Source organism: Paraburkholderia terricola, from assembly GCF_900142195.1.
Taxonomy (GTDB): domain Bacteria; phylum Pseudomonadota; class Gammaproteobacteria; order Burkholderiales; family Burkholderiaceae; genus Paraburkholderia; species Paraburkholderia terricola.
The window spans coordinates 1-22,732 of record NZ_FRAB01000021.1 but is presented as its reverse complement, the minus strand read 5'-3'; the positions used below and the strand labels follow the sequence as shown (position 1 = coordinate 22,732).

Annotated in this window: 18 protein-coding genes and 2 pseudogenes; 5 read left to right on the top strand and 15 right to left on the bottom strand. The window is 60.4% G+C overall.

The window, feature by feature from the left end; all coding sequences use genetic code 11:
* The first annotated feature begins 15 nt into the window (after positions 1-15).
* Positions 16-990 (top strand): LysR family transcriptional regulator, encoded by a 975-nt coding sequence (locus BUE39_RS18810; RefSeq protein WP_073430304.1) that lies wholly within the window; start codon positions 16-18, stop codon positions 988-990.
* Here the strand turns inward: BUE39_RS18810 and BUE39_RS18805 are convergent.
* The 4 genes and pseudogenes from BUE39_RS18805 to BUE39_RS18795 all read right to left on the bottom strand — a co-directional run bounded on the left by BUE39_RS18805 (position 985) and on the right by BUE39_RS18795 (position 9,158).
* Positions 985-5,040: a trifunctional serine/threonine-protein kinase/ATP-binding protein/sensor histidine kinase gene (locus BUE39_RS18805; protein ID WP_227470904.1), complete on the bottom strand. Its 4,056-nt coding sequence runs from the start codon at positions 5,038-5,040 to the stop codon at positions 985-987. The two genes, BUE39_RS18810 and BUE39_RS18805, sit on opposite strands and share 6 nt — an antisense overlap.
* 108 nt (positions 5,041-5,148) lie before the next feature.
* Positions 5,149-6,243: pseudogene (locus tag BUE39_RS35535) on the bottom strand (serine/threonine protein kinase); the annotation flags it as partial.
* A gap of 322 nt (positions 6,244-6,565) precedes the next feature.
* Complete coding sequence (locus BUE39_RS18800) at positions 6,566-7,510, bottom strand: aldo/keto reductase (protein ID WP_073430238.1); 945 nt, start codon at positions 7,508-7,510, stop codon at positions 6,566-6,568.
* A gap of 688 nt (positions 7,511-8,198) precedes the next feature.
* Positions 8,199-9,158: a LysR family transcriptional regulator gene (locus tag BUE39_RS18795; protein WP_073430237.1), complete on the bottom strand. Its 960-nt coding sequence runs from the start codon at positions 9,156-9,158 to the stop codon at positions 8,199-8,201.
* Positions 9,159-9,289: 131 nt separating this feature from the next.
* On the opposite strand from BUE39_RS18795, the gene BUE39_RS18790 reads away from it, so the two are divergent.
* Both BUE39_RS18790 and dctA read left to right on the top strand, forming a co-directional pair.
* Positions 9,290-10,456, top strand: a complete 1,167-nt coding sequence (locus BUE39_RS18790) for a mandelate racemase/muconate lactonizing enzyme family protein (protein ID WP_073430236.1) — start codon at positions 9,290-9,292, stop codon at positions 10,454-10,456.
* 163 nt (positions 10,457-10,619) lie between these two features.
* Positions 10,620-11,975 carry a C4-dicarboxylate transporter DctA gene (gene dctA / locus BUE39_RS18785; protein ID WP_073430235.1) on the top strand — a complete coding sequence of 452 codons (1,356 nt, stop codon included), beginning with the start codon at positions 10,620-10,622 and terminating at the stop codon, positions 11,973-11,975.
* Between the two features lie 451 nt (positions 11,976-12,426).
* On the opposite strand, the pseudogene BUE39_RS34280 reads toward dctA, so the two are convergent.
* The 8 genes and pseudogenes from BUE39_RS34280 to BUE39_RS18745 all read right to left on the bottom strand — a co-directional run.
* A pseudogene (locus BUE39_RS34280) lies at positions 12,427-12,564 on the bottom strand (anti-sigma factor); the annotation flags it as partial.
* 86 nt (positions 12,565-12,650) lie between these two features.
* Positions 12,651-13,802: a porin gene (locus tag BUE39_RS18775; RefSeq protein WP_073430303.1), complete on the bottom strand. Its 1,152-nt coding sequence runs from the start codon at positions 13,800-13,802 to the stop codon at positions 12,651-12,653.
* Between the two features lie 161 nt (positions 13,803-13,963).
* The gene (locus BUE39_RS18770) at positions 13,964-15,169 is read right to left on the bottom strand and encodes a DUF1624 domain-containing protein (RefSeq protein WP_073430233.1); all 1,206 of its coding nucleotides are present in this window, start codon (positions 15,167-15,169) and stop codon (positions 13,964-13,966) included.
* A 70-nt stretch (positions 15,170-15,239) separates the two neighbouring features.
* Positions 15,240-15,827 carry a hypothetical protein gene (locus tag BUE39_RS18765; protein ID WP_073430232.1) on the bottom strand — a complete coding sequence of 196 codons (588 nt, stop codon included), beginning with the start codon at positions 15,825-15,827 and terminating at the stop codon, positions 15,240-15,242.
* A 1-nt stretch (position 15,828) separates the two neighbouring features.
* On the bottom strand, positions 15,829-16,560 hold the full coding sequence (locus BUE39_RS18760) for a HupE/UreJ family protein (RefSeq protein ID WP_073430231.1): 732 nt from the start codon (positions 16,558-16,560) through the stop codon (positions 15,829-15,831).
* 80 nt (positions 16,561-16,640) lie between these two features.
* Complete coding sequence (locus BUE39_RS18755) at positions 16,641-17,021, bottom strand: hypothetical protein (protein ID WP_073430230.1); 381 nt, start codon at positions 17,019-17,021, stop codon at positions 16,641-16,643.
* A 93-nt stretch (positions 17,022-17,114) separates the two neighbouring features.
* Positions 17,115-17,894 (bottom strand): DUF4198 domain-containing protein, encoded by a 780-nt coding sequence (locus BUE39_RS18750; protein WP_073430229.1) that lies wholly within the window; start codon positions 17,892-17,894, stop codon positions 17,115-17,117.
* Positions 17,895-18,358: 464 nt separating this feature from the next.
* Positions 18,359-18,796 (bottom strand): YqaA family protein, encoded by a 438-nt coding sequence (locus BUE39_RS18745; protein WP_073430302.1) that lies wholly within the window; start codon positions 18,794-18,796, stop codon positions 18,359-18,361.
* Between the two features lie 401 nt (positions 18,797-19,197).
* Here BUE39_RS18745 and BUE39_RS34275 point away from each other — a divergent pair, with 401 nt between their 5' ends.
* The gene (locus tag BUE39_RS34275) at positions 19,198-19,491 is read left to right on the top strand and encodes a hypothetical protein (protein ID WP_143031950.1); all 294 of its coding nucleotides are present in this window, start codon (positions 19,198-19,200) and stop codon (positions 19,489-19,491) included.
* A gap of 105 nt (positions 19,492-19,596) precedes the next feature.
* Here the strand turns inward: BUE39_RS34275 and BUE39_RS18740 are convergent, their stop codons facing one another.
* Complete coding sequence (locus BUE39_RS18740; RefSeq protein ID WP_083085648.1) at positions 19,597-20,832, bottom strand: EAL and HDOD domain-containing protein; 1,236 nt, start codon at positions 20,830-20,832, stop codon at positions 19,597-19,599.
* A gap of 543 nt (positions 20,833-21,375) precedes the next feature.
* Between BUE39_RS18740 and BUE39_RS18735 the strand changes: the two genes are divergently transcribed.
* Positions 21,376-21,798, top strand: coding sequence for a hypothetical protein (locus tag BUE39_RS18735; protein ID WP_073430227.1), 423 nt, complete (start codon positions 21,376-21,378; stop codon positions 21,796-21,798).
* A 48-nt stretch (positions 21,799-21,846) separates the two neighbouring features.
* Here BUE39_RS18735 and BUE39_RS18730 read toward each other — a convergent pair whose 3' ends face one another.
* Both BUE39_RS18730 and BUE39_RS18725 read right to left on the bottom strand, forming a co-directional pair.
* Positions 21,847-22,089, bottom strand: a complete 243-nt coding sequence (locus BUE39_RS18730) for a DUF6723 family protein (protein ID WP_073430226.1) — start codon at positions 22,087-22,089, stop codon at positions 21,847-21,849.
* 334 nt (positions 22,090-22,423) lie between these two features.
* A partial coding sequence (locus BUE39_RS18725) for a transposase (protein WP_143169513.1) occupies positions 22,424-22,732 on the bottom strand: 309 nt, incomplete at its 5' end.

Sequence of the window (22,732 nt, the reverse complement as noted above, 5' to 3'; positions counted from 1 at the left end):
CCAGTGAGGTGCGAAATGGATCAGCTTTACATGTTGCGGGCATTCGTGGCAGCCGCGCGGTATCAAAGTTTCAGCAGGGCTGCCGATTCGTTGGATGTCACCACCGGATCGATATCGAAAGCGATCGCCAAGCTCGAAGCATGTATTCAGACGAGGGTCTTGCTTAGAACAACGAGGTCCGTTTCCCTGACCGAAGCGGCGCAGCCGTACTATCTGATTTGCTGCCGTTTGCTCGAAGAACTCGACGAAGCAAACCGCCGCATTTCGCGGGAGCGCGAGGTCGAAGGCGGAAGGCTGCGGCTCGTCGTGCATCCGATGCTCGTGAGTGAGACATTCTCCCGACTGGTGCGGGACTATCGCGTCATTGCTCCCAATGTAAGTCTCGTCGTTGCTGTCCAGGACGACGCCGTGAATCTGTATGACGGACGTTTCGATATCGCCATTCTGCCGCCTCATCTCGTGGAGCAGTCCGCCGTGATTCGCCGAACGCTGTCCAGAACGCCGCGCATTCTCGTTGCTTCACCCGGTTATCTGGAGCATCACGGCACGCCCGGAACGGCCGCGCATCTCGCCGGTCATTTTTTGCTGGTGGACCGCGAGTCGAGGAAGACGAGCGTGAATTCCATCGATCTGCTCGAGGGAGATCGACGGGTGAGCGTGTCTCCCATGTCGTCGATGAACGGCAACGAAGTGTTGTTGCGGGCAGCGGCGCTAACGGGAATCGGCATTGCCACATTACCTGAAACCATGGTTCGCGAAGATATCGACATGGGACATCTCGTGCACATCTTGCCGGAGTGCACGGCATCCGATGGCAACATCGAACTATGCCTCTTCTACTCGCACCGCGAGTTGCTTCCGGCGCGGCTCAGGACGTTCGTCGATTTCTGTGCCGACTTCTTCAGAGCGCCGGCCCCACCCACTGTCCGCGACGCGAAGACGGTTTCACAGGCAACGAATCGTCGCGAAGACTATGCGGTGACGTCATGACGGTTTCGCTGGCGCACGTCGCGATCGCCTACCTTTACCCGGATGCACTGCGTCAGCTTGCATGGGCACCGTGAACTGAAAGGTGGTGCCGCTCGGCGAGTTCGACGCCACCCACAATTTTCCTCCATGACTTTCGACGATCGAGCGGCAGATCGGCAAACCCAGCCCCAGGCCGTTCGGTTTGGTCGTGAAAAACGCGTCGAAGACGCATTCAAGACGTTCGGTGGCAAGGCCCGGCCCCGAGTCTTGCACGCTCACGCAGAGTTCGTTGACCTCGAGCCTGCTGGTTCGGATCAAAAGCGTTCGCGTGGCCGTGTTCGCGGCGCTCATCGCTTCGATCGCGTTGATCATCAGATTGAGCATCACCTGCTGAAGTTGCACCCGATCGCCGTGTATTTGCGGCAGTCCGTCAACCAGTTGCACAGCCAGTTTGACACCGCACTTGTCAGCCTCGCCTCCCATGAACGCGATCAGCTCGAGAATCGTTTCATTGATGTCGAGACCATCTTTTCGCTGCGGCTCTTTTTTAAAGAAGGCGCGGGTTCGGTCGACTATGTCATTGGCGCGGCTGCTATCCGTGACAATCCGATTGAGCGCCTGACGAACTTCGACGAGGTTGGGCGGTCGCGCCGCGAGCCAGCGCAGGGCCGCGCTCGCATAGGCGGCTGTCGCGGTGATTGGCTGCTTTACTTCGTGTGCGATGGAAGCCGATAGCTGGCCCATCGTTGCCACGCGGTTTGAATGCGCCAGCACCATCTGGAGTTCGAGGTATCTTCGCTCGCTGTCGCGTATTTCCTGTTGCGCCCGCCTTTGTTCGGTCAAGTCCACGATGAAAGCCACGCCGCCTTGGTCCTCGCGCTCGCCAAACGCCGCCGCGCCGACCAGAACCGGCACTCGTCGCCCGTCTTTCCGGAAGTATTCTTTCTCGAAGGGTCTTGCGCTTCCGGTGGTTTTCAATTCGGCTATCGCCAGCTCATCGCGGCCATGCCACTCAGGCGGAGTCAGATCGGGCCACCTGATAAGACCGGAGAGGAGATCGTGCTGGGTGTAGTCCACCATGCGCAGAAAAGCATCGTTGGCGTCGATGACCTGGCCTTTGAAGTCCCAGATGAAAATGCCGATGATATTGGACTCGACCAGCCGCCGGACCTTCGACTCGCGCTCCTGAAGATCGGCATAAAGACGCGTGTTTTCGAGCGAAATGGCCGCCTGTGACGCCAGCAAATCGAGTAGCGCGGAGCGGCGCGGCGTGAATACATGCGATGTGGCCGTATTCTCGAGATAGAGCAAGCCGCCTAGCTTGCCCTGCCTGACAAGAGGCAAACAAAACATCGACCGTGTCGCTCCGTGCGACACGTAGTCGTCTTCGGAGAACGGATTGGGTGTCAGCGCATCGTCGATGATGACGCTCTTTTGTGTATGGATAACATAGCGCACGAGCGCTGCGGGAACGGCGGAATCGGCAACCGCCTCGCGGTTCAACTCGATCCGCTCGCCGTTGATGCGCGCTTCCGCTTCAATGCGGTAGCCGCCCTGCCGCTGCGGCACGATCAACACGCCCCGATCGGCGCCGGCGGTCTGTAATGCTATCGTCATCAAGCGCTCGATCAGGCCGGTCAATTCGATCTCGCTGGAAAGGGCTTGAGACGCCTTGAGCAGCGTTGCTGCATCGAGAAGCCGCCAATCATCGCCAAGGGTCGGCGCTAACTTGTGCCCTCTCTGATCGGCGAGGTGGGAATATTGCCTGTCGAGTTGCGCGACTTTGCCGTCGGCGCCCCAAAGAGCGAAGCAGTGACGCGCGTTGCGCAAATACGCATCGGCGCTCGTTCTGAGACCACAGCCCAGATAAAAGCGGCCGGCAAGCTCGCTGGCGATGCCTTCATGGTGAGGAAAGCCGTTTTCGCGAGCCGAATCGGTCGCCTGTTCGTAGAGACGCATGGCGTCGAGATCGCGGTGCTCGAGGCGCGCCAGCTCCGCGCAGACAAGCGCGTGGCGATTCTGATAGTTCTCTGGACAGTGCTCGGCCCACAGCGCGAATTTCTGGAGTTTCGCGGCGAGAATGCGCCGGTAGGCCAATTGCTGTTGGGCCGATGCTTCCGGAAAGAGCGCCGTCAACGCTAGCGCATGGAAGAAGTGAAACGTCGCTTCGATCGGCAGCGCCATCGCGGCGCGGAGCATCGCCTCCGCCTCGTGCGCGGCGTTCAGTGCGTCGGTGTACCGGCCATCGAGAAAAGCGAGCATCGTCTTGATGATGTGATAAAAGGCGATACCGCAGCCGAAGTTCGCCTGGGTGATCGCCCCGAAACATGCGGCTTCGTCGAATGCACCGCCGTTCAGCTTTAGCGTTTCGGCCGACTTGCCCCGCAGGCTGGCGACGAATTGCTGCTCGATCCGGATCGTCTCGTGAACGGGCCCGTTATGGCTCTGAATAGCGAATGCGGCGAATCTTTCCGATTGCGACTGCACCTCTTCGAGGATCGCGCCTTTCTCGATCGCCTGCCAGAGCGTCGTGAATGCGAGGTTGCCCGCAAAGACGAAATCGCCCACTTCCATGCAGGCAACGATCGCCTGTTCCAGAATCGGCAAATTGCTCGCAATATGGCGCCGCCAGAAATTGATGTGGCTGCCATGCAGATGAAGCAGCTTTCCATGGAGGCGCCGGTTGCCGAACTTTTCATTCAACCGCAGCGACATCTCCGAAAATTGCACCGCGCCGGGTATGTCGCCGACGATGGAGAGCAGCATTAATGCGTAATTGCCGTAAGCGAAGCTCGAGTTGTCGGTATTGCCGTGCCGCAAGGAGAGGTTGACCGCCTTCAGGGTAATGAGCGGATAGTACTCGGGCCGCGCCGCGAAGGCACAGGGCATTGCTCCGACCAGAAGATCGATGATCGCCCGTGTGGCAGGGTCGGCCGCCACCGGCGCCTCGACCAGTTCGCCGATCGGGCGCCCCGCCAGATTGAGCGGAATTTCCCGAAACGCCGCATCGACCGCCGCCTGGATGTCTTCGGCGGACTCCGGGAGAACGATGTCGAAATCGCGCAGCGCATTCCGCGCGACGGCGAAGCTCTCGTCATATTTGCCAGCGACCTGGTACAACTCCATGCGCAGGCTGAAAACTTTTGCGCGGTCAAGATTGGAGCGCGCGCTGCCCAGCATCATGTCGAACAGCGCGTCGGCCTCGGCAAAATCGCCAGCCAGATATTGGCATTCCGAAAACGCAAGGTAGAGATCGAAGGTGTTCTCATAGCATCGTGCCCAGGCGTCGATCGGCAGCAGCGCGACAGCTTGCGCCAGATACGTGCGGGCCGAAATATACGCGGTCGAATTCATCGCGCGCTTGCCCGCGATGAGATTCAGCGCGACGGTCCGCTCACGCTCCGCATGGTCGGTGATCAGCGCCGCGCCGCGATTGAGGTGGTTGACGATGTCGAAGATCGTCTCTTCGAGCGCTTCCGGCGCGCTCCGTAACGCGAGTGCCCGGCCGATCCGCAGATGCGCCGCGGCAAGATCTTCCGCGGGGATGAGCGCATAGGCGGCCTCCTGCACGCGATCATGCGCGAACGCATAGGCGCCCTCCGCACGAAAGACAAGACCGGCGCGCACGGCTTCCCACAACTTCGCGTGTAGCGTCTGCGCCGGCTCGTTCTGAACGAGGGTCAGCGAGGCGATCTCGGCGACGTTGCCGAGGCACGCGAGTTGACCCAGCGCGTCGCGCGTCGTGACAGGCAGGCGGTTCAGCTTCGCGGCCATCAGATCCGCTACGTTCTCGGTGAAGCCCTTGGCACGAATGCGCGGCAGATCCCAGGTCCATGTCGCCGTGCGGTGCTCGAAGGTAAGCAGTCTCTCGTCGTTCAGCGCCGTCAGAAACTGAATCGCGAAGAACGGATTACCGCCGGTCTTCTCATGTACGAGTTGCGCCAGCGGCCTGGCTATCGCGCTGTTGCAGTGAATCGAATCGGCGACGAGCTGCGCGACGCTGTCGGGTTTGAGAGGCGCGAGCACTATCTGCCGCACCTTCCCTCCGGCGGTGCCGATAGCGCCGAGCATATGCGTAAGCGGGTGCGAGCTATCCACCTCGTTGTCCCGATACGCGCCGACCAGCAGAACGTGCCTGACCTCCGGATGCGTGACGAGATGTTCGAGCAGATCGAGTGTCGCCCTGTCGAGCCATTGCAGATCGTCGATGAACAGTGCGAGCGGATGCTCCGGCCGCGCGAACACGCCGAGGAAACGGCGGAATACGATCTGGAAGCGGTTCTGCGCGTCCTGCGGCGGCAGGCTCGGCACGGGCGGCTGCTCGCCGACGATGAGCGCAAGCTCCGGAATCAGATTCACGATCACCTGGCCGTTCGGGCCGAGCGCTTCCACAAGCGCGCGCCGCCACGGCTCGACGTCGGCGTCGCTTTTGCTCAGCAGGTTGCGCACCAGAGACTGGAACGCCTGCGCAAACGGAACATAGGGAATGTCGCGTTTGTACTGATCGAACTTGCCGGCGGCGAACAGGCCGCGCGGCGGCACTAGCACCGTGTGCAGTTCGTTGACGACCGACGACTTGCCGATGCCCGCGTAGCCGGCGATCAGCACCAGTTCAGGCGCGGCGCCGGCCACGATCCGATCGAACGCCGCGACAAGTGCTTCGATCTGAACCTCACGCCCGTATAGTTTCTCCGGGATCAGTAGCCGGCTCGACACGTCGTGCGCGCCGAGCGGAAACGGAGTGATCTCGCGGTGCGCCTGCCATGCAGCAAGGCACGCCTGAAGGTCGGCTTCGACACCCATGGCGGTCTGATAACGGTTCTCAGCGGCCTTGGCGAGCAGTTTCAGAACGATGCCTCCGACTGCTTGCGGAATACCGTCGACGCGCTCGCCGGGCGGTGTTGGTCTGCGTGCGATGTGACAATGAATCCATTCCATCGCATCCGATGCCGCGAACGGCAGCGACCCGGTGAGCATTTCGTACAGCGTGACGCCAAGCGAGTAGAGATCGCTGCGTGCGTCGATCGAACGGTTCATACGGCCTGTCTGCTCGGGCGCCATGTATGCGAAGGTGCCCGCCACGATCTCCGGTGGCGCGGGCGGCTGACGTTCCTGCGGCAACTGCGACGCGATACCGAAGCCGGTGAGCCGCACGTTGCCCTCTGCGTCGACGAGAACGTTCGCCGGCTTGATGTCCTTGTGAACGAGGCCGCAACGATGAACCTGGCCGATCGCTCTCGCGAGATTGACCGCGATACTCAAAAAACGCCCCATTTCCAACGGCCCGCCGAGCATGCAATCCAGCGGCTCGCCGCCGTTGTCGGCAAGCACGAGCATCGGCGGTACGTGGCGCTGATCGAGCGCGAGAGGCTGCGCCGCCCAACTGGCGTCGAGCAGCGGGGCTAATCCGTATTCGTGTTCGAGACGTGTGATGCTTTGGGATGCGGCGCGCGTGGCGAACAGCGCAAGCACCGAGACGGGATGGCTGGCTCCGCGGGCGCGATATAGCGCGAAGTCGCCGTCGGCGCGCAGCGGCTCCAACTCATACCCCGTCAGATCCACGATGAACTCCCTTGTCGCGCCGTCGACCCCCGTTTCACTGCCGTTTGCTTTGCGGAATGAAGCCCGGGCTGCCGGTCTTCACGACTTCGTTGAATCTTTGTCTGGTCTGAATGCGGTTGACTTCGTCGAATGCGTCGGCCGGAAGCGCGGAGATGTCGAAGTTCTCTCTCGCGCGGGCCCCGGTCTTTGGCGTGGTAAGCAAAGCCCCGCCACGTTGCAGCGCCCACGCAAGCAGTACCTGCGCCGGCGTTTTTCCGGTTCGCGCGGCAATCGCGGCGATGACCAGGTCGTCGAGCGGCCCAGGCTTTATTCCGTGACCCAATGGCGCAAAAGCCAGGAACACCATGCCCTTCTCCTGGCAGAATTCCAGAAGTTCTGTTTCCGGAAGATACGGATGTGCCTCGACCTGTACCACCGCCGGCTTGATCCGTGCCGATTCGTAGAGCGGCCGCAATTCGTCCAGGCCGATGTCGGACAGTCCAATGGCGCGGCATCTACCACGGTCGACGAGATTTTCCATTGCCCGCCACGTATCGAGCAAGGTCACGCCTCGATCGTAGATGACAGCGCCGTTTTTATCGCGGGGGTCCTGCTCATCCCCCGGCTGAAACGCGAACGGAGTGTGAATCAGATAGAGATCCAGATAGTCGAGTCCAAGCCTGGCAAGACTCGCATCGAAAGCCGCTTCAACGCGCTCGGGCCGATGATTGGTGTTCCACAATTTCGTGGTCACGAAAATCTCCTCGCGCGCAATGGCCCCCGCAGCGAGCCCTGCCCGCAGAGCCTCGCCCACCTCACGTTCGTTCCGATAGCGCTCGGCACAGTCGAAGTGCCGATATCCGACTTTCAGCGCGTCTCTGGTCGCACTGATCGTGATCGCGGGATCGGCAATCAGCGTGCCGAACCCGAGTGCGGGCATACGGCCGCCCCCGTGACCAAGCGCTATCGTGCTGCTTCGAAAATCGGATGACTCAATCATGGCAACACCTCCGCACTATTTCGTGTGCCCGGCGACGAAGGAACAACGCTCGGCAAAGCGATTGCGGCGCCAGGTTCATTAACAGAAGAAACATCAAACACGTGAGCTGCGTACGTTGAGTCGCGTTGCTTGACGGAATGTGACGCACCCGCTTCTTCGGAAAGGCGCGACTTCGGATCGTTGGGCAAAGAGGGAAAGTTGCATTCGATAGCCCAATGCGAGCATCACAGTGGTCGCGAAACCCCTCTTTGTTAAGCTGAATGCGGTGATGAATGCGCGAGACTTGACGGCATGAGTTGGAGCGGCGTTGACTCGCGAGTCAGCCGCCTTCGGGTCGACCGGGTACTGAATAGATCGCCTCCCGATTCAGTGTAGCAGACGAATTACAGGGCAACAGAGGAAGCTTTCAGCGCGAGTGCCGCCAGCGTTCGCTCTTGCCAATACGTCACCAAGCCGTTGCAGATCTTCTCGAAAGCAAACTGTCAGAAAGCGTTTTGACGTGCTCCTGATCGAACGCAAAAGTCGCTTCGCGAGCGAGGCGCTAAATGGCTAGACCGCGCCACGCGGTAAGTCACTTCAGTTCTCGCGCCAAAAAGGCTGACACTTTTTTAGCAGCGCGTTCTGCAAAAACTCCCCATTTCGCGTCACACAGGACATGCGCTACGTGGCTCGTGCGCCCTGCAACCCCTCACCCCTTCCGCCCTGCCCGCTGTTTCTTGGCGTAAATCAGCGCTCCCGTCTCAACCGGCACGAAGGGTGCCTGAAAATGATCGATCAGAAAATCAATGAACGCTCTGGCGCGTGCGGTCTGATTTCGCTGACTCGGGTAGTACACGAACAAATCGGCTGAAGGCAGTGGGGTATCCGGCAACACCAGTCTCAATCGGCCGCTTTGGACGTACTTCGCCAGGTCCCATTCGGATCGAATCAGGATTCCGTGACCGTCGAGTGCCCAACGCAATACGATGTCGCCGTCATTGCTCGAGAGCGCCCCTTTGACTTTGAGCGCTTCGAGGTGATCATCCTGTATGTATCTCCAAACGCCGTAAGCATCGTCATTCTGGCGATGAATGATGCACCGGTGGTCAACCAGATCTTCGACGCGCTCCGGCGTCCCAAAACGCTCGAGGTACCTGGAAGAGGCGCAAAGAAAACGCCGGTTGCTCATGATGCGCCGCGCGCTTAGGCGGCTATCGGGGAGTTCGCCAAAACGGATCGCCATATCGAACCCATCGGCAACCAGATCGATGGCGCGGTCGGTCACTTCAAACTGGATCTCGACCTTGGGAAATCGCTTCGCGAAGTCAGATACCAGAGGCGCGATGGTTGTGCGTCCGAATCCCAGCGTCGCATTGATACGCAGCAGACCGTGAGGATCAGTACGAGTCCCTGATATCTCCTCCTCCATCTGCCGCACCTGTTCGACGATGTGCGTTGCGTAGCGCAGGTAAGTCTCGCCTTCGGGCGTCAGGCTGACATTCCGGGTCGTTCTGTTGACCAGCCTGACCCCTAGTCTCTGCTCGATCAACCCCAGGCGCTTAGTGGCTGCCGGCGGCGTGAGATCGAGCGCGCGGGCCGCACCGGACAGGCTCTTGAGCCTCGCGAGGAGGATAAAAAAATCGAAGTCGGAAGCGATGTCGGTTGCCATTGCCGTTATTCACCCACGGTAAAAAATGAAATGAATTGAGGCGAAGTATAGCCCCTGCTTTCGCGGATAAGCTACGTTCCATTGCAGCCCCATGCAATGCAATACATGCTCAGAACTCAGGAGACACCGTCATGAGAATCGTTGAAATCCGCGAAAAGACCGTTCCGATCAGTTCTCCGATCCGCAATGCCTACATTGACTTCAGCAAGATGACGCTGAGTCTCGTCGCCGTGGTGACGGATGTCATCCGGGACGGAAAGCCGGTGGTGGGTTACGGTTTCAATTCCAACGGCCGCTATGGCCAGGGCAAGCTCATGCGCGAGCGCTTCATGCCGCGCATTCTGGAAGCCGATTCCGCCAGCCTCGTCAATGACGCAGGTGACAACCTCGATCCCCACAAGATCTGGGCAACCATGTTCACCAACGAAAAGCCCGGCGGCCACGGCGAGCGCTCGGTGGCGATCGGCACGATCGACATGGCGATCTGGGACGCGGTAGCAAAGATCGAAGGTAAACCGCTGTTCCAACTGCTGGCCGACCGTTATGGCAATGGTCAGCCCAATCGCAAGATCTTCGTGTATGCGGCCGGCGGTTACTACTATCCGGGCCAGGACCACGAAAAGCTCAAGGACGAAATGCGCAGCTACATCGACCGGGGCTATACGGTCGTGAAGAAAAAGATTGGTGGCGCTTCGCTCGACGAAGATCTGCGCCGCATCGATTCGATTCTGAGCGTGCTGCAGGACGGCCAGAAACTCGCTGTCGACGCCAACGGGCGCTTCGACCTCGACACCGCGATTCAGTACGCGAAGGCGCTGTCGCAGTACGACCTGTTCTGGTACGAAGAACCGGGCGATCCGCTCGACTTCGAACTGCAGGCGACGCTGCGTAACTACTACGACAAGCCGATGGCAACGGGCGAGGATCTGTTCTCGATGCAGGATGCGCGCAATCTGATCCGTTATGGCGGCATGCGTCCCGACCGTGACTGGCTGCAGTTCGATTGCGCGCTGAGCTATGGCCTCGTCGAGTACCTGCGCACGCTCGACATGCTGCATCAGCACGGCTGGTCGCCGAGCCGATGCATTCCACACGGTGGTCACCAGATGTCGCTGAACATCGCGGCGGGCCTTGGTCTGGGCGGCAATGAATCATATCCCGACCTGTTCCAGCCGTATGGCGGCTTCCCCGATGGCGTGAAGGTGGACGGCGGCTACATCACGATGCCCGATCTGCCCGGCATCGGTTTTGAAGGCAAGACGGATCTTTACGCCGAGATGCAAAAGCTCTCTGCATAAGCCGTCAAGCGGCGAACGCCGACAAAAGCGTCGGCGGAGCGTTCAGAAAAATACATCAACGGAACGCAGGCGAAATAAGGTCGTGGTTGCCGCAGCGGTAGATCCCGCTGCGCTGCTCGACCTGACTTCATCAAAAGATGCCACGCATAGATAGGAGACAGTCATGCGGGTTTCAAAGATCGGAAAGTCTCTTTCCAGGCTCTATGTACAGGTTCTGATTGGCATTGTCGCTGGTGTGCTGGTCGGCCACTTCTACCCTGACATCGGTTCTCAACTCAAACCACTCGGCGATCTGTTCATCAAACTGATCCGGATGCTGCTCGCTCCGATCATTTTCGCCTCCGTCGTGGTCGGTATTGCCCGCATGAACGATCTTCACGAGGCTGGGCGGGTCGGCGTCAAGGCAGTCGTGTACTTCGAAATTGCCTCGACCATTGCGCTTGTTGTCGGCCTTATCGTCGTGAATGTCATCAAGCCAGGCAGCGGTATGAACATCGACCCCGCTCATATCGACAGTTCCGCCATCGCCACCTATAGTCACGCGGCACAGCAGCACGGCATGCTTGAATTCTTCATGAACATCGTTCCCAACAGTATCGTTGGGGCGTTCGCGAATGGAGAGATCCTGCCGATTATCTTCTTCTCGCTGCTGCTCGCAGTATCCCTCGCGAAGCTCGGTCCCCGCACCGCGCCGTTCGTCGACATGCTCGACATGTTTCTTCAGGGCATGTTTGGGATAGTGCGCATCGTGATGTACGTCGCGCCTATCGGTGCGTTTGGCGGCATGGCATTCACCATTGCGAAGTACGGGATCGGCACGCTGGCATCGTTTGGTCAGTTGATGCTGTGTCTTTACCTGACCTCGATCTTCTTCGTGGTCATCGTGCTCGGCCTCGTCATGCGCCTGAGTGGGCTGTCGTTGTGGAAGTATCTCCGCTACATCAAGGACGAGATTTTCATTACGCTCGGTACGGCTTCGACCGAAGCGGTTCTCCCGCAGATGCTCATCAAGATGGAGAAGCTTGGCTGCTCACGCCCCGTCGTCGGCATGGTGTTGCCGACGGGCTACACGTTTAACGCCGATGGCACGGCAATCTATCTGACGATGGCCTCGATGTTCATCGCACAAGCGATGAATATCCATCTAACGATCTGGGATCAGTTGCTATTGCTTGGCGTGTTGCTGCTGACTTCGAAAGGGTCGGCTGGCGTGGCCGGAGCGGGATTCGTGGCACTGGCAGCCACGCTCGCGACGATGCACAAGATTCCGGTGTCCGGGCTGGTGCTGCTGCTGGGCGTGGACCGTTTTCTCAATGAGGCGCGTGCGGTCACCAATCTGATCGGCAACGGAGTAGCGACCATTGTGGTTGCTCGTTGGGAGGGTGCGCTCGACATGATTCAAGCCCGTGCGATGCTCGACCGCTCTGACACGAGCCTCGAGGCCTTGGAGTCCATCGACGACGCATCGGCGGGCCTCACGCACCCGAACGAGACCATTATCCGGCCTAACACTCACTGAGTTGCCCCGAAGCTCGCAGGTGTCGTGTACAAAGGCTGGCTTGATTGATGGCTCCGACGAAACGCGAGAAAGGTCGTGTACTTTCTCACTGGCTTATCCCAAATTGTCATACTATATGAGGCGCCTGCATCGGTTCGACTGCGGAGTTGCGAACGAGCGCTGGTGCGACAGGATTCCAGTCTTTCCACTCGGGTGAATATCCAGGTCGGGCATCCATCGACCCGGAATTTCGCCCTTTGTTACGGGAGCCAAGAAAATGCACACCCTTATGAAAGCATTCGTTCGTGACGAACGTGGCGTGAGCGCCATGGAATACGCCGTTCTGGCCGGCATTGTGGTGCTCGCGCTGGGCGCCATGGCGGTCGCCTTCAATGACAACGCCAGTGCAATGTTCGCCAACCTTTTCACGCAAGCCACGACCGCCCAGGGCAAGGCGTAATGCATTGGACGGCGCCGCGTCGGCTTTCGCTTCCTTCAGCACGCACAGCGCGACCGGATTGCCCTTCTCCGGCAGATAGACGATCTGTACGAGCGGCTTGTCATGGAAGCGCGGTCGCTGCACCCGTTTGAACGTCAGCCCCTGGCTGCGCGGCATCCGCGGGGCCAACCGCCTCCGCGCACGCACCCGCGAGGTGCTGACGGATCAGTGCCTCGACATTCCGGCGCACCAGTAAATCAGAATCGATGTCTGAGGCCCACGTTGACACGCGTTTGCGACGCCTTGCCGGCATCGATGTCGGTTGCGCCGATCACCGCCTGAGCGTCCCCTGCGCCGTTTTGTCCCGACGCGTGCGCGTAGCTGACGATCGTATAGATATCGGTCCGTTTGCTGAGCAGATAATCAGCACCGACGCTCACCTGGTGATAGCGCGCCCCCGAATCGCCAGATGACTTCAGGAAGTTATACGCCGCCTCTGCCAGCCACGAGGGGGTCACCTTCCACACGGCAAACGCCGAAGTATTCCGGTAAATTTCGGTGCGCGAGAAACTCGACGCCCCGTCAGCCGAATAACGCGAGTCGCTGTAGTACGCGCCCACCGTGAACGCAGAGAACGCGTATTGCGTCGCGACACGCCACACGTCGATTGCTTTCGCGGAGGCGTAGGCCGCGTTGACCGAACTGTTGAACAGCGTATCCGATGACGCGGTCCCGCGCGTCGACAACGTCGCATTGCCCCGATCCATGTGCAGATAGCCGCCCGCAAGCGTAAAGCCGCCCTGCCCGTAATTGAGCGCCGCGCTGTATGTCTGGCCCGACACGACGCTGCCCGCGACGCCGCCGAATCCGTACATCATTTCGCCGCTCAAACCGAACCACCTGGGACTCGCCCACTTCAACGCGTTGTTAAAGCGCGCGCTACTGTCGGCGTTGTCGACGTCGCCCGGCGACGTGAAGGTCTGTCCGAGATAGTTGTCGCCCTGCGCCGGCTGAACGAGGTCCGTCAGCGGATCGTAGATGCGGCCCATCGTGAGCGTGCCGGCCGTCGCGCTCTTCAGGCCGACATAACTCTGGCGGCCGAACAGCCGGCCACCCTGGTTCATCTTGCCGGTATTGAGGTTGATTCCGTTCTCAAGCTGGAAGATCGCGGACAGTCCACCACCGAGCGGCTCGGCGCCCTTGAGCCCCCAGCGCGACCCCGACAGACTGCCGCTGATGAGACCGACCTGTGTCGACTTGCCGCCGCTGTTGTGCGTATAAACGAAGCCGTTATCGACGATGCCATACAACGTCACCGAACTTTGTGCCGATGCCGGAATGGCAAACCCGAGGGTCGCGACGATCAACGCCCCGTTGATAGCGGTGCTTGCAGCGCGCGTTCTGTTCATCATGAACGTCCAGTGAAGAAAAGTGATGATGCGGTCCGCGCACGAGACGCGCAGACCGGCCTGCCACGCAGTGTGGCGAGTCGAGCGGAAGATGTCTGTGAGATTTGGGGCAACGCTAGCCGCGTTGAACACGCAGCCGGCACTTCATCCCCAACGGATGCTCAAAGGTATTTCAGCCACCAGATATCCTTGCGACGCTGCTTGAGTTTCGCAAACCAGCGCACGGGCGGATACAGCGCGACCGCGAGGATCGCCCACCACAGCCAGATGCCCGCGAGGCCGTCGAAGCCGTAGTACTGCCCCTGGTTCGCCCCCCACACATGCACCGCAATCAGGTAGAGCGCCTTCAATACGTACAGGTGAAGCAGATAGAAAAACATCGGTGCGCCACCGAGTACAGCCAGCATGCTCGCGATACGCTGGTCCTGAATCTTCTCGAAGCAGGCCAGCAAGATCAGGCCGAGCCCCAGCGTCGGCAGCAGAAACATCAACGACGGCGGGTACTTCTTCGCGCTCATGAAGCTCATGAACGTGTGCAGCCCGTCGCCCGCCTGCACCCACGGCTTTTCGCCGTAGAAGTTCAGATAGCGGATCACGACAAAAGCGACCAGCACGCCAGCGCCCACCTTCAGCAGTCGCGACATGCGTTCGGCCGGGTCAACCTGTTTGGCGAACCACGGTCCGATCGCATAGCCGAGAAGGATCACGCCAATCCACGGCAAAATCGGATACGTGGTGCGTGCCCGCGTAATGCCGCCCAGGTCGATGAACACGCGCTGATGCAGGATCGACCACGGCACGAACAGCGGCGAATCGGGCCCGAGCGTGATTCCATCGAGCAGGTTGTGTCCCGCGATGATCACCACGCCGAGCGCGATCTGCCACTTGCGCGGCATGTGCAGCAAAACCGACAGCGCGATCATGCACAGACCGATGCACCAGATCACCTGTAGCCACAGCGTCTTGGGCGGAAATTCCGCGGTCCACGCGAAGCACACGAAGGTCAGTTCGAGAAACACGAGGAATATGCCGCGCTTGAACAGGAACGTGGAGGTTTCCTTCGGCGTATGCGACTGCCCATACAGGTACGCCGACAGGCCGGTCAGAAAGATAAACACCGGCGCGCAAATCTCACTCACCATCCGCGTGAAAAACAACTCCGGCGCTAGCGTGAAGGCATCCATCGGATCCGTTACCTGACGATGCAGAAAAAATGTCTCGCGTACATGATCGACGAGCATGCACAACATCACGAAACCGCGCAGTGCGTCGATGGCGATCATCCGCGTGCGTGACTGCACTGCCGGCGTCGCGACGGACCGTGCGGCGGTAGCCGCGGGGCTGGATAAACCCGAAGAGATAGTCATTTGATCACCCTTGTCACAGAGAGGGCATAGCGTTCAGGAAAGTGGCGGGCGCTTGCGGCCCGCCACCCGTTCAATGCCCGTCGGGGCGAAAGAGCTTTTCGTAGAAACCGCTGGTCTTCACCTTGATCGTCACGGTCTGATCTCCGCGATTGCGCCAGTACCAGCCATGCGTGCCGTCGAACGGCGCGGTGAACGAGCCTTGCGCCGAAGTCTGATCGACATCTTTCCAGTAGCTGGTGAAGGCCTTGCCGGCATGCGGCCGTTCACCGTGCATATCGACGTTGACCGGCCCGCCCGTCGCGGCCCACTGAAAGATGTAGTGGTCACCTTTCTTCATCTGCGCCTTGATCTCGGCGCCCGCGTTCGGCGGCAGGACCAGTTCCATTTCATCGCTTCGATACGCCGTCGCCTGCGAAATCGACTGGCGGTTCGGCACCGGCAGATCGCCCGCTGTTTGCGCCGGTGCAAGCGCCGGCATCGAATCGAGCGGCGGATTTTTCGCGCCCATCTTCGTCAAGCCGAGCGCACCGCCGATGCCGGTAATGTCGATACCGCGTTCAGCGGGCAGGACAAACAGCGCGAGGATCACGAGCGCCGCGGCCGCGGCGCCGGATGTCGCCTTCATCAAGCTTTGATTCGATACTTCGTATGTGCTCATGTCATGCCACCGTGGGAAAGAAATAGCCGGAGAGCTGAAAGCCGACGAGTACGAAGCCCGCGCTCATCAACACCGCGTTGGCGAGCAATGCGTGGCGCTGAAATCCCGGCGAACGGCGCCAGTACGTCATCGCGATCAGGATCATGCTGAGAGCGATCAACTGACCGACCTCGACATCGACGTTGAACGCGATGATGTTCGGCACCATGCCGTCGCGCGAGAGGGTCATTTCCTGGAGTTTCGTCGCGAGCCCGAAGCCGTGAAAGAAGCCAAAGATCAGCACGGCGAGGCGCGGATTCGGTTCAAAGCCGAGCACCTTTCTGAACGCGCCGAGGTTATCGAGCGCCTTGTAGACCACCGACAACCCGATCACCGCGTCGATCAGATACGGGTTCGCATGCACGTTGGCGATGACGCCGAACAGCAGGGTCGTGCTGTGTCCGACAGCGAACAGCGTCACATAGCGTCCAACGTCCTTGAGCCGGTACAGAAAGAAAATCACGCCGAACAGAAACAGCAGATGGTCGTAGCCCGTGACCATATGTTTCGCGCCGAGGTAGATATACGGAATCAGATTGATGCCCGCACTTCCCTCGATGAACGACTTGTCGTCGTCCGAGACGCCGTGTGCGTAGGCGAGCGCCGTGGTGCCGGCAAGCAGCACCAGCATCAGCGGGCTGCCGTATGCGAGCCGCGCCAACCACGCGCGGCAGAGCTTGCAGATGCGATTCATCCGCTGTTCCTTTGTGAACGGAGTTGAAGAAAGACGAGCATCGCCGAGCGCCGATCGATCGCCGCGGAACGTTCCCGGCTTCACTGCACCTTGAATCGCGCGCTCACCTTCGTCGTACCGTCGGCCATCGTCAGCAACGCGGTGACGCGCGACCCAGGCGGCACCTCGACATCCTGCGAGCGAAGCTGATTGCCGGAGACAGCGGCGATCGGTGTTTCCTTCTTCGCGCCGCTGGCGGATGTGACGGTCAGCACGCCCTTGATGTTGCGGGCGTCGACCGGGGCGTCATCGTCGGTGACGAATAGTTCGACGGTGCGGTTCTTCGCGACCATTTCGACGGCGACGAGGCCGGCGTCGTCCATGATTCCGCCGTGCTGCGGCAAAGGAACGCCGTGCGCGACGGCCTGATTGATCGTGAACGCAGCGGTGGTGACGGCCAGGATGCGCGCGAGGTAGTTCATCGATGCTCCTTGTCGGATATCGGTTGGATTGGGCGTTGCGGTGTTTGCGCGGCTGAAAGCGCCGCGAGCGATGCGGAGGCTGCGCGCGGAACGCTATTTCTTCGCGTTCAGTCGGGCGATCTCCGACGCGGGAAGCGTCGACGGCGCGCGCTTCATCGGCTCGGCGCCGGTCGGCTGATAGAAAGAGAGCGTCGAGCTGAAGCCGCGGACCGCGTATTTTTCGGTGACGCCTTCGGTGTTGACTCGCTCGCCAGGTGTACGGTCGCGGTACTCGATGCCGAGTACGTACGTGCCTTTCCACGGCAACGCGAAAGACACCTTGCCTTCCCCGTCCGTGGTGCCGAGATAGTCCCAGCCACCCCATGACGACAGCGTGACCGGCTTGTTCGTCAGCGGCTCCTTCTGATAGAAGACCTGGAACTGCGCGACATTGCCCTTGACCACGCCCGTCGGCACGATATCGAGTTCGAGTTCCGGCTGGCGCGCGCTGAAATCGCCCACCCAGCGCGTAGCCGGAGTCCAGTAGCTATCGACCGTCGCGCCGTCGTCGTGAACCTTGAAGATCGGATACTTATGGTCCACCGCGACGAAGGAGTCTCCTTTAGCCGGCTTCTGCGCTACCGAAAAGCTCGCGCGTTGCAGTTTCATATCCAGCGGCTTCGCGCCGGAGTCCGAAATCGACTGGCCGGCGAGCGCCTTGAAGCGGTCCATGCCTCCGGGCGTGACTTCCAGCATGTTCCTGTCGAACTCGCCGTAGTAGAACGTCATTGTCCTGTTAGGCGACTGCTCGAACCAGATCTGATGGGCGCTTGCACTCGTGGTGCACAGCATCGACGCAGTAACGAAAGCAAGAGTAGAGACGGCCAGCTTCATTGAAGATTCTCCGTTGTTGGATGGCGTGAAGAACGCTCGAACCATCCGGGCGACCTTCGTTACGCCAGTCTGCAATTACGCCATGCAACCGATGGCGCGATCCGTTTGATGAGGTGTGTCGTTCCTTTCAACTAACCGCCATTAAAACGACAGATGAATTACAGCACCTGCATTTTTCGGATGATTTCGAAACGCCCCGCGTCGATGCGTGGATATGTTGTTTTGGACGTGCTGATCAGCGCAATATGCTGTTGCACACGTTTTGCGCGTGTCTTTCCCTGATATGGAACAGCAGTGCTCGGCACGTGTGCACAGAGCGCACATGAAGATGAACAAAACACCTTGGCGGGTGCTGCGTCGTGGTTGCCGGCGTTGCCGCACAGCGGATGGAGAAAACGAAAGGATCGTCCTAGCGGGAGCTAATACGTGATGCGAGAGTAACGGGAAGTACGTCCGCTCGCGCGCTAGATGAACTGGATCGTGACGGCGGCGAGCAGCATATATCGGCCCGCTTTCGCGATCAGCACCAGCAGAAGGAAACGTAGAAACGGCTCACGCATCACGCCGGCGAGCACCGTCAGAGGATCACCAATAACCGGTGCCCAACTGAGTAGCAACGACCAATGCCCAAAGCGCTGGTACGCACGCTGCGCGCGCCTGAGTTTGTCGTCGGAGAGAGGGAACCAACGTTTGTGACGCCACCGCTCGATGTATCGACCGAGCAGCCAGTTGACCACCGAGCCGAGCACGTTTCCAGTGGTGGCCACCAGCAGCAGCGCCCAGACCGGATACTTCGCGCTCAGGAGCAGGGCAACCAGCACCGCCTCCGATTGCAGAGGCAATAACGTTGCCGCGCCGAAGGCGGCCAGAAAGAGGCCGCTGTATGCGGATATCGCCCACATGCCGATGCCGAGCATCGGCTTAACCGGGCGCGGCGAGCGCGCCGGGCACTACCATCCTCGAGTGCCCAGCTTCGAAGCCATGCGGCGCCGCAGGAAGAATCGCGCCACGAATAAACAGCCACGTTCTCGACGCGCCTTGTCGTACAAAGGAAGAAAAATCAGTCATTGATTGTTTTACAGGTACCTGGTAATGGCTTTGAGTTCGTTGATCGCATTGGCCGGTGACTGTTTTCCCTTACCGGTCGCCTGCTCAGCTTCTCCAACTTACCAATCCAACCTATCAATTGTGGTAGGTGACACCGCTGGTCGAACGAGTAAAGATCCACGATAGACCGCGCTCCTATCCGATGCCGCAGTCGTGCCGCCTCAGTCCAACAATGATGCAATGGTGGAGATTCCTCGTGACCAAAATCGTCAACCCAAAGATGACCGCGGCAAATGGGCCCCAGCCGCAAAAGCCAGGCGACGCCCCTCCTCCTGACTCGGTGGACCGGATACCGCCCTGGTCTACCGATACCGAACTTCCCGCCGTCGAGAACGCGGCCGACTCCGCGAATCCCGTTCAGCCAGGCGACGCCGCGGTCGACGATCCTCCCGAATACTCCGCTTCCGATCCCGATGCGCTCGGGCAGGCCAACGCGTCCACGTCGCCTCAAACTCAAACGCAGAATGATCGAGGCCAGCTTAAATGGTAATGAGCGGGTAATGAGCGCCGTAGTGGAGAATCAACGCTACGCCGCACGTTCTGAAGCGTGATACGCGCGTGCGAATGATGGGTCTCACCGCACGCGCACCTCACCTCACCACAATCTGCCCTGATAGATTTGAAGAATGTCCCGTATGTCGTTTCCGGTCAAAGATCTGAACGACTTCATCCGCTCCGGCGATTGCGTGGAATCGCCCGAGCCGCCGAGCCGTTCGAGCCTGACGATTGCCGCCTGAGCATCGCCCTCTTCGAGCAACACGGCAATCGACAGCAACTCGCCCAGCACGCCGCCTCCGTTCAGAAGCGCATTGCGGATGACATCGGAAACGGGCAATTCATTCACGAAAACCGGCAATTCCATCCGACACGCAACGTGCAGTAACGACAGCACGCCGGTGAGATAGGCGGTGGCCGCCAGCGAACCCGGAACCTCCACCAGCGTGTCGATCGCCTTTTCCATGAAACGCGCGCGCCGCTGTGCGAGCAGCGCAAGCGGGTCTTCCTCGACCGGAAGCCCGGCCGCGTTGGCATAGAGCAGCAATCCGCACCAGTGCATGAGCCTGCGGCTGCCGGCTATCGACAATGCCTGCTTCAACGATGAAATACGCTCGGTCTTGCCGTTCGGCTGTTTGCTGCTGTTGGCAAGCCGCAATAGCTGCGTGATGAGCATCGGCGCGCCCTTCAGGGCGCGCGCGATACTCCCCAGAGGCGCATCGTTGCCGACCAGTTCGAACACATGAAGGATGGCCTTCACCGGCGGCATCGAGCGCTTGCCGCTGACTAGCTGCGGCTTCGCAAAATAATAGCCTTGCAGCAGATCACAACCGAGTTGAAGGGCCAGCTCCGCGTCCTCCGCGCGCTCCACCTTCTCCGCCAGCACGACCTTGCCCGCACGTTTGAACTGGCCGATCAGTTCCGGCAACGCGTCGCGCTGCACGAACGGCCAGTCGATCTTGACGATGTCGACGGAGGGAAGAAAGCGGCGGATATCGTCGGTCATGCTCGTGACGTCGTCGAGAGCGAGTTGGAAGCCCGCGCCTCGCAATTCGTTGCAGCGTCGCGAGAGCGCCGGCGTCAGTTCGACCGACTCGAGGATTTCCAGGACGAAACGCGACGCCGGCAGCACATCGGGGTAGTCGGAGAACAGAAAGTCGTGCGGACAGTTCAGAAAGGCGGCCTTGTTGCCGACCAGCCGTTCGAGACCGATCGCGCCCACCGCGTGCTCGACCACCGCGGTCGTGCTGCGCAGTTCGTCCTCGATCCGCACGGACGCGGTGGGTCCGTCCCTGAACAGAAGCTCGTAGGCGACCACGCGCCCGGAGCGGTCCATGACCGGCTGTCGCGCCACGAACACAGCCGTATCGCCAGGTGTTACGGCATCTAGTGGCACTGTTGTCACGATTGGCTCCCCGTTGAACCCTGTAGTGGATATGTCGACGCTGCTGCCCCGCCCTCGCCCGCTGCGCGCGAGATGGCGCGCCGGCCCGGCGCACAGTCTGCCTTAATTCGTCGTAGGAGTGATTATGCCGAAGTATCGTCCGCGTCTACGCGTCTACGTGTTCCGGGAAGGTGAGCGATCGGCTTTCGATCTGCGCAAACGTCCGCGTCAGCGTCAGCGTCAGCCTCGCCGCGAGACGCCCGCGCCTCGCCGCCTCGCCACCTCCGCCAGGTATCCGCCTTGCTGCGTCCACGCAATGACGCCGCAACTTTGTGTTCGATCCAGGACATCCGCCGGGCGCGTCATGGACGGCGTGCCGTCGCCGCCAGTCGACGCCGGCAACGGCGCCGGACGAGTCCGACGGCGCGCACCGCATGCGTGCATCCGGGCACATGCCGGGGCTGTGGGTCATCACGCAATTCGGAGGCAACCACGATGATGCTCACCGACGAGGAAATCGCCCGGCTTCAAGCCGTCGCGCCGTTTCTGCGCAGCGAGGCCGCCGAGGCACTCAAATCCAGCGGACGACACGAAGTGACGCTCGAACTGGAAGCGCATCTGCAACCCGGCTTGCGCATCCGCGCGCCGCAAACCGCCCAAACGCCACGGTCCGCCCGCGACCGCGACGCCCCGCCCTATCCGCTGGACCTGTTTGTGGGTTTGCCGCTGAACGAACTGCGCGCGCTCGCCAATGGCGGCGACGCGGCACGCGAGCGCGGCGTCGCCCATTTCGGCGCGACGTTTTTACCTCGGCTTGTAAGCGCGATCCAGACGATGACGCCGGATGAGATCGATCTGACGGCCGGTGTGCAAAGCAAACCCGGCACGCTCTCCGTGATGCTGGACGACGAACAGTAACCCGGAGAGCGGCCGAACTCGCCGCGCGCGGGCTTCAGGTTTCGGGATTCAAGCTTCGGGATTCGCGAGATCCGCCGCGACGATCTCCGCGCCTTTTGCCCTGGCGCTGTCGCGCGCTTCGCTGGCGGTGTCGAACGGGCCGATCGGCGGCGCCCCGTCGAACGGGAAGATGAGGCGGTCGTCGATCATCCGCACGACTTTCAGGTCGCCCATGAACGCACCACTCGGCGTGCGTCGGTAGGTCGCGTAGATCTGGTAATCGCTGGCTTGCACGGGCACGTCGATTCCCACCGACGACTCCCCGGCATTCTTGCGGAAGCTGAATTTTCTTCTTACCACCACTCCCCCTGTTTCGCTATGAATGACGCGATGTGTCGCGCATGCCAAAGCCGGTTCCACGCGACTAGCCGCAAACGCGGCAGGCGCATGCACGCTGCTGTCTCGCCAGCAACACAGCAAGGGGTATTCCAGAGAAATGGGCGGTGAATGGACGATGATTTCTTGCAAGCCCACGCGCGAGTCGCGAAAGCGAATTGCAAGGATCGCAAGACGACAAAGCGCGGGGCGGCCCCCTCGATAGGGAAGCCGCCCCCGCGCGAAAGCGATGAATATCGCCTAGAGGGTGTTAGGCACTTTTGTTAAGGGCTGCAAAGTGGATAAGCATAAGCACGGAGAAGACGACGAAGTGCAAACCAGCCAGGGTTTCGGGCAATCGCTCGTAGTCTCTGGCCAGTCGACGGAAGCGGTTGAGCCAGCCGAAGCTGCGCTCGACCACCCAGCGACGCGGCAACAGCACGAAGCCCTTTTTCGCCTCCGACAGCTTGATTACCTGAAGCTCGATTCCTTCATCGAGTGCCGCCTGCGCAGGCTCTTCGCCGGTATATCCCTGATCGGCGAACGCCACCTTGACCGTCTGGCCCGTGGCCTGCTGAAC

Excerpts from the sequence above, each read along its gene's own strand:
- BUE39_RS18810 (WP_073430304.1), top strand. The coding sequence starts at position 16 with ATGGATCAGCTTTACATGTTGCGGGCATTCGTGGCAGCCGCGCGGTAT.
- BUE39_RS18805 (WP_227470904.1), bottom strand. The coding sequence starts at position 5,040 with ATGCTCGGCGCTATCGGCACCGCCGGAGGGAAGGTGCGGCAGATAGTG.
- BUE39_RS18800 (WP_073430238.1), bottom strand. The coding sequence starts at position 7,510 with ATGATTGAGTCATCCGATTTTCGAAGCAGCACGATAGCGCTTGGTCAC.
- BUE39_RS18795 (WP_073430237.1), bottom strand. The coding sequence starts at position 9,158 with ATGGCAACCGACATCGCTTCCGACTTCGATTTTTTTATCCTCCTCGCG.
- BUE39_RS18790 (WP_073430236.1), top strand. The coding sequence starts at position 9,290 with ATGAGAATCGTTGAAATCCGCGAAAAGACCGTTCCGATCAGTTCTCCG.
- dctA (WP_073430235.1), top strand. The coding sequence starts at position 10,620 with ATGCGGGTTTCAAAGATCGGAAAGTCTCTTTCCAGGCTCTATGTACAG.
- BUE39_RS18775 (WP_073430303.1), bottom strand. The coding sequence starts at position 13,802 with ATGAACAGAACGCGCGCTGCAAGCACCGCTATCAACGGGGCGTTGATC.
- BUE39_RS18770 (WP_073430233.1), bottom strand. The coding sequence starts at position 15,169 with ATGACTATCTCTTCGGGTTTATCCAGCCCCGCGGCTACCGCCGCACGG.
- BUE39_RS18765 (WP_073430232.1), bottom strand. The coding sequence starts at position 15,827 with ATGAGCACATACGAAGTATCGAATCAAAGCTTGATGAAGGCGACATCC.
- BUE39_RS18760 (WP_073430231.1), bottom strand. The coding sequence starts at position 16,560 with ATGAATCGCATCTGCAAGCTCTGCCGCGCGTGGTTGGCGCGGCTCGCA.
- BUE39_RS18755 (WP_073430230.1), bottom strand. The coding sequence starts at position 17,021 with ATGAACTACCTCGCGCGCATCCTGGCCGTCACCACCGCTGCGTTCACG.
- BUE39_RS18750 (WP_073430229.1), bottom strand. The coding sequence starts at position 17,894 with ATGAAGCTGGCCGTCTCTACTCTTGCTTTCGTTACTGCGTCGATGCTG.
- BUE39_RS18745 (WP_073430302.1), bottom strand. The coding sequence starts at position 18,796 with ATGTGGGCGATATCCGCATACAGCGGCCTCTTTCTGGCCGCCTTCGGC.
- BUE39_RS18740 (WP_083085648.1), bottom strand. The coding sequence starts at position 20,832 with ATGGACCGCTCCGGGCGCGTGGTCGCCTACGAGCTTCTGTTCAGGGAC.
- BUE39_RS18735 (WP_073430227.1), top strand. The coding sequence starts at position 21,376 with ATGATGCTCACCGACGAGGAAATCGCCCGGCTTCAAGCCGTCGCGCCG.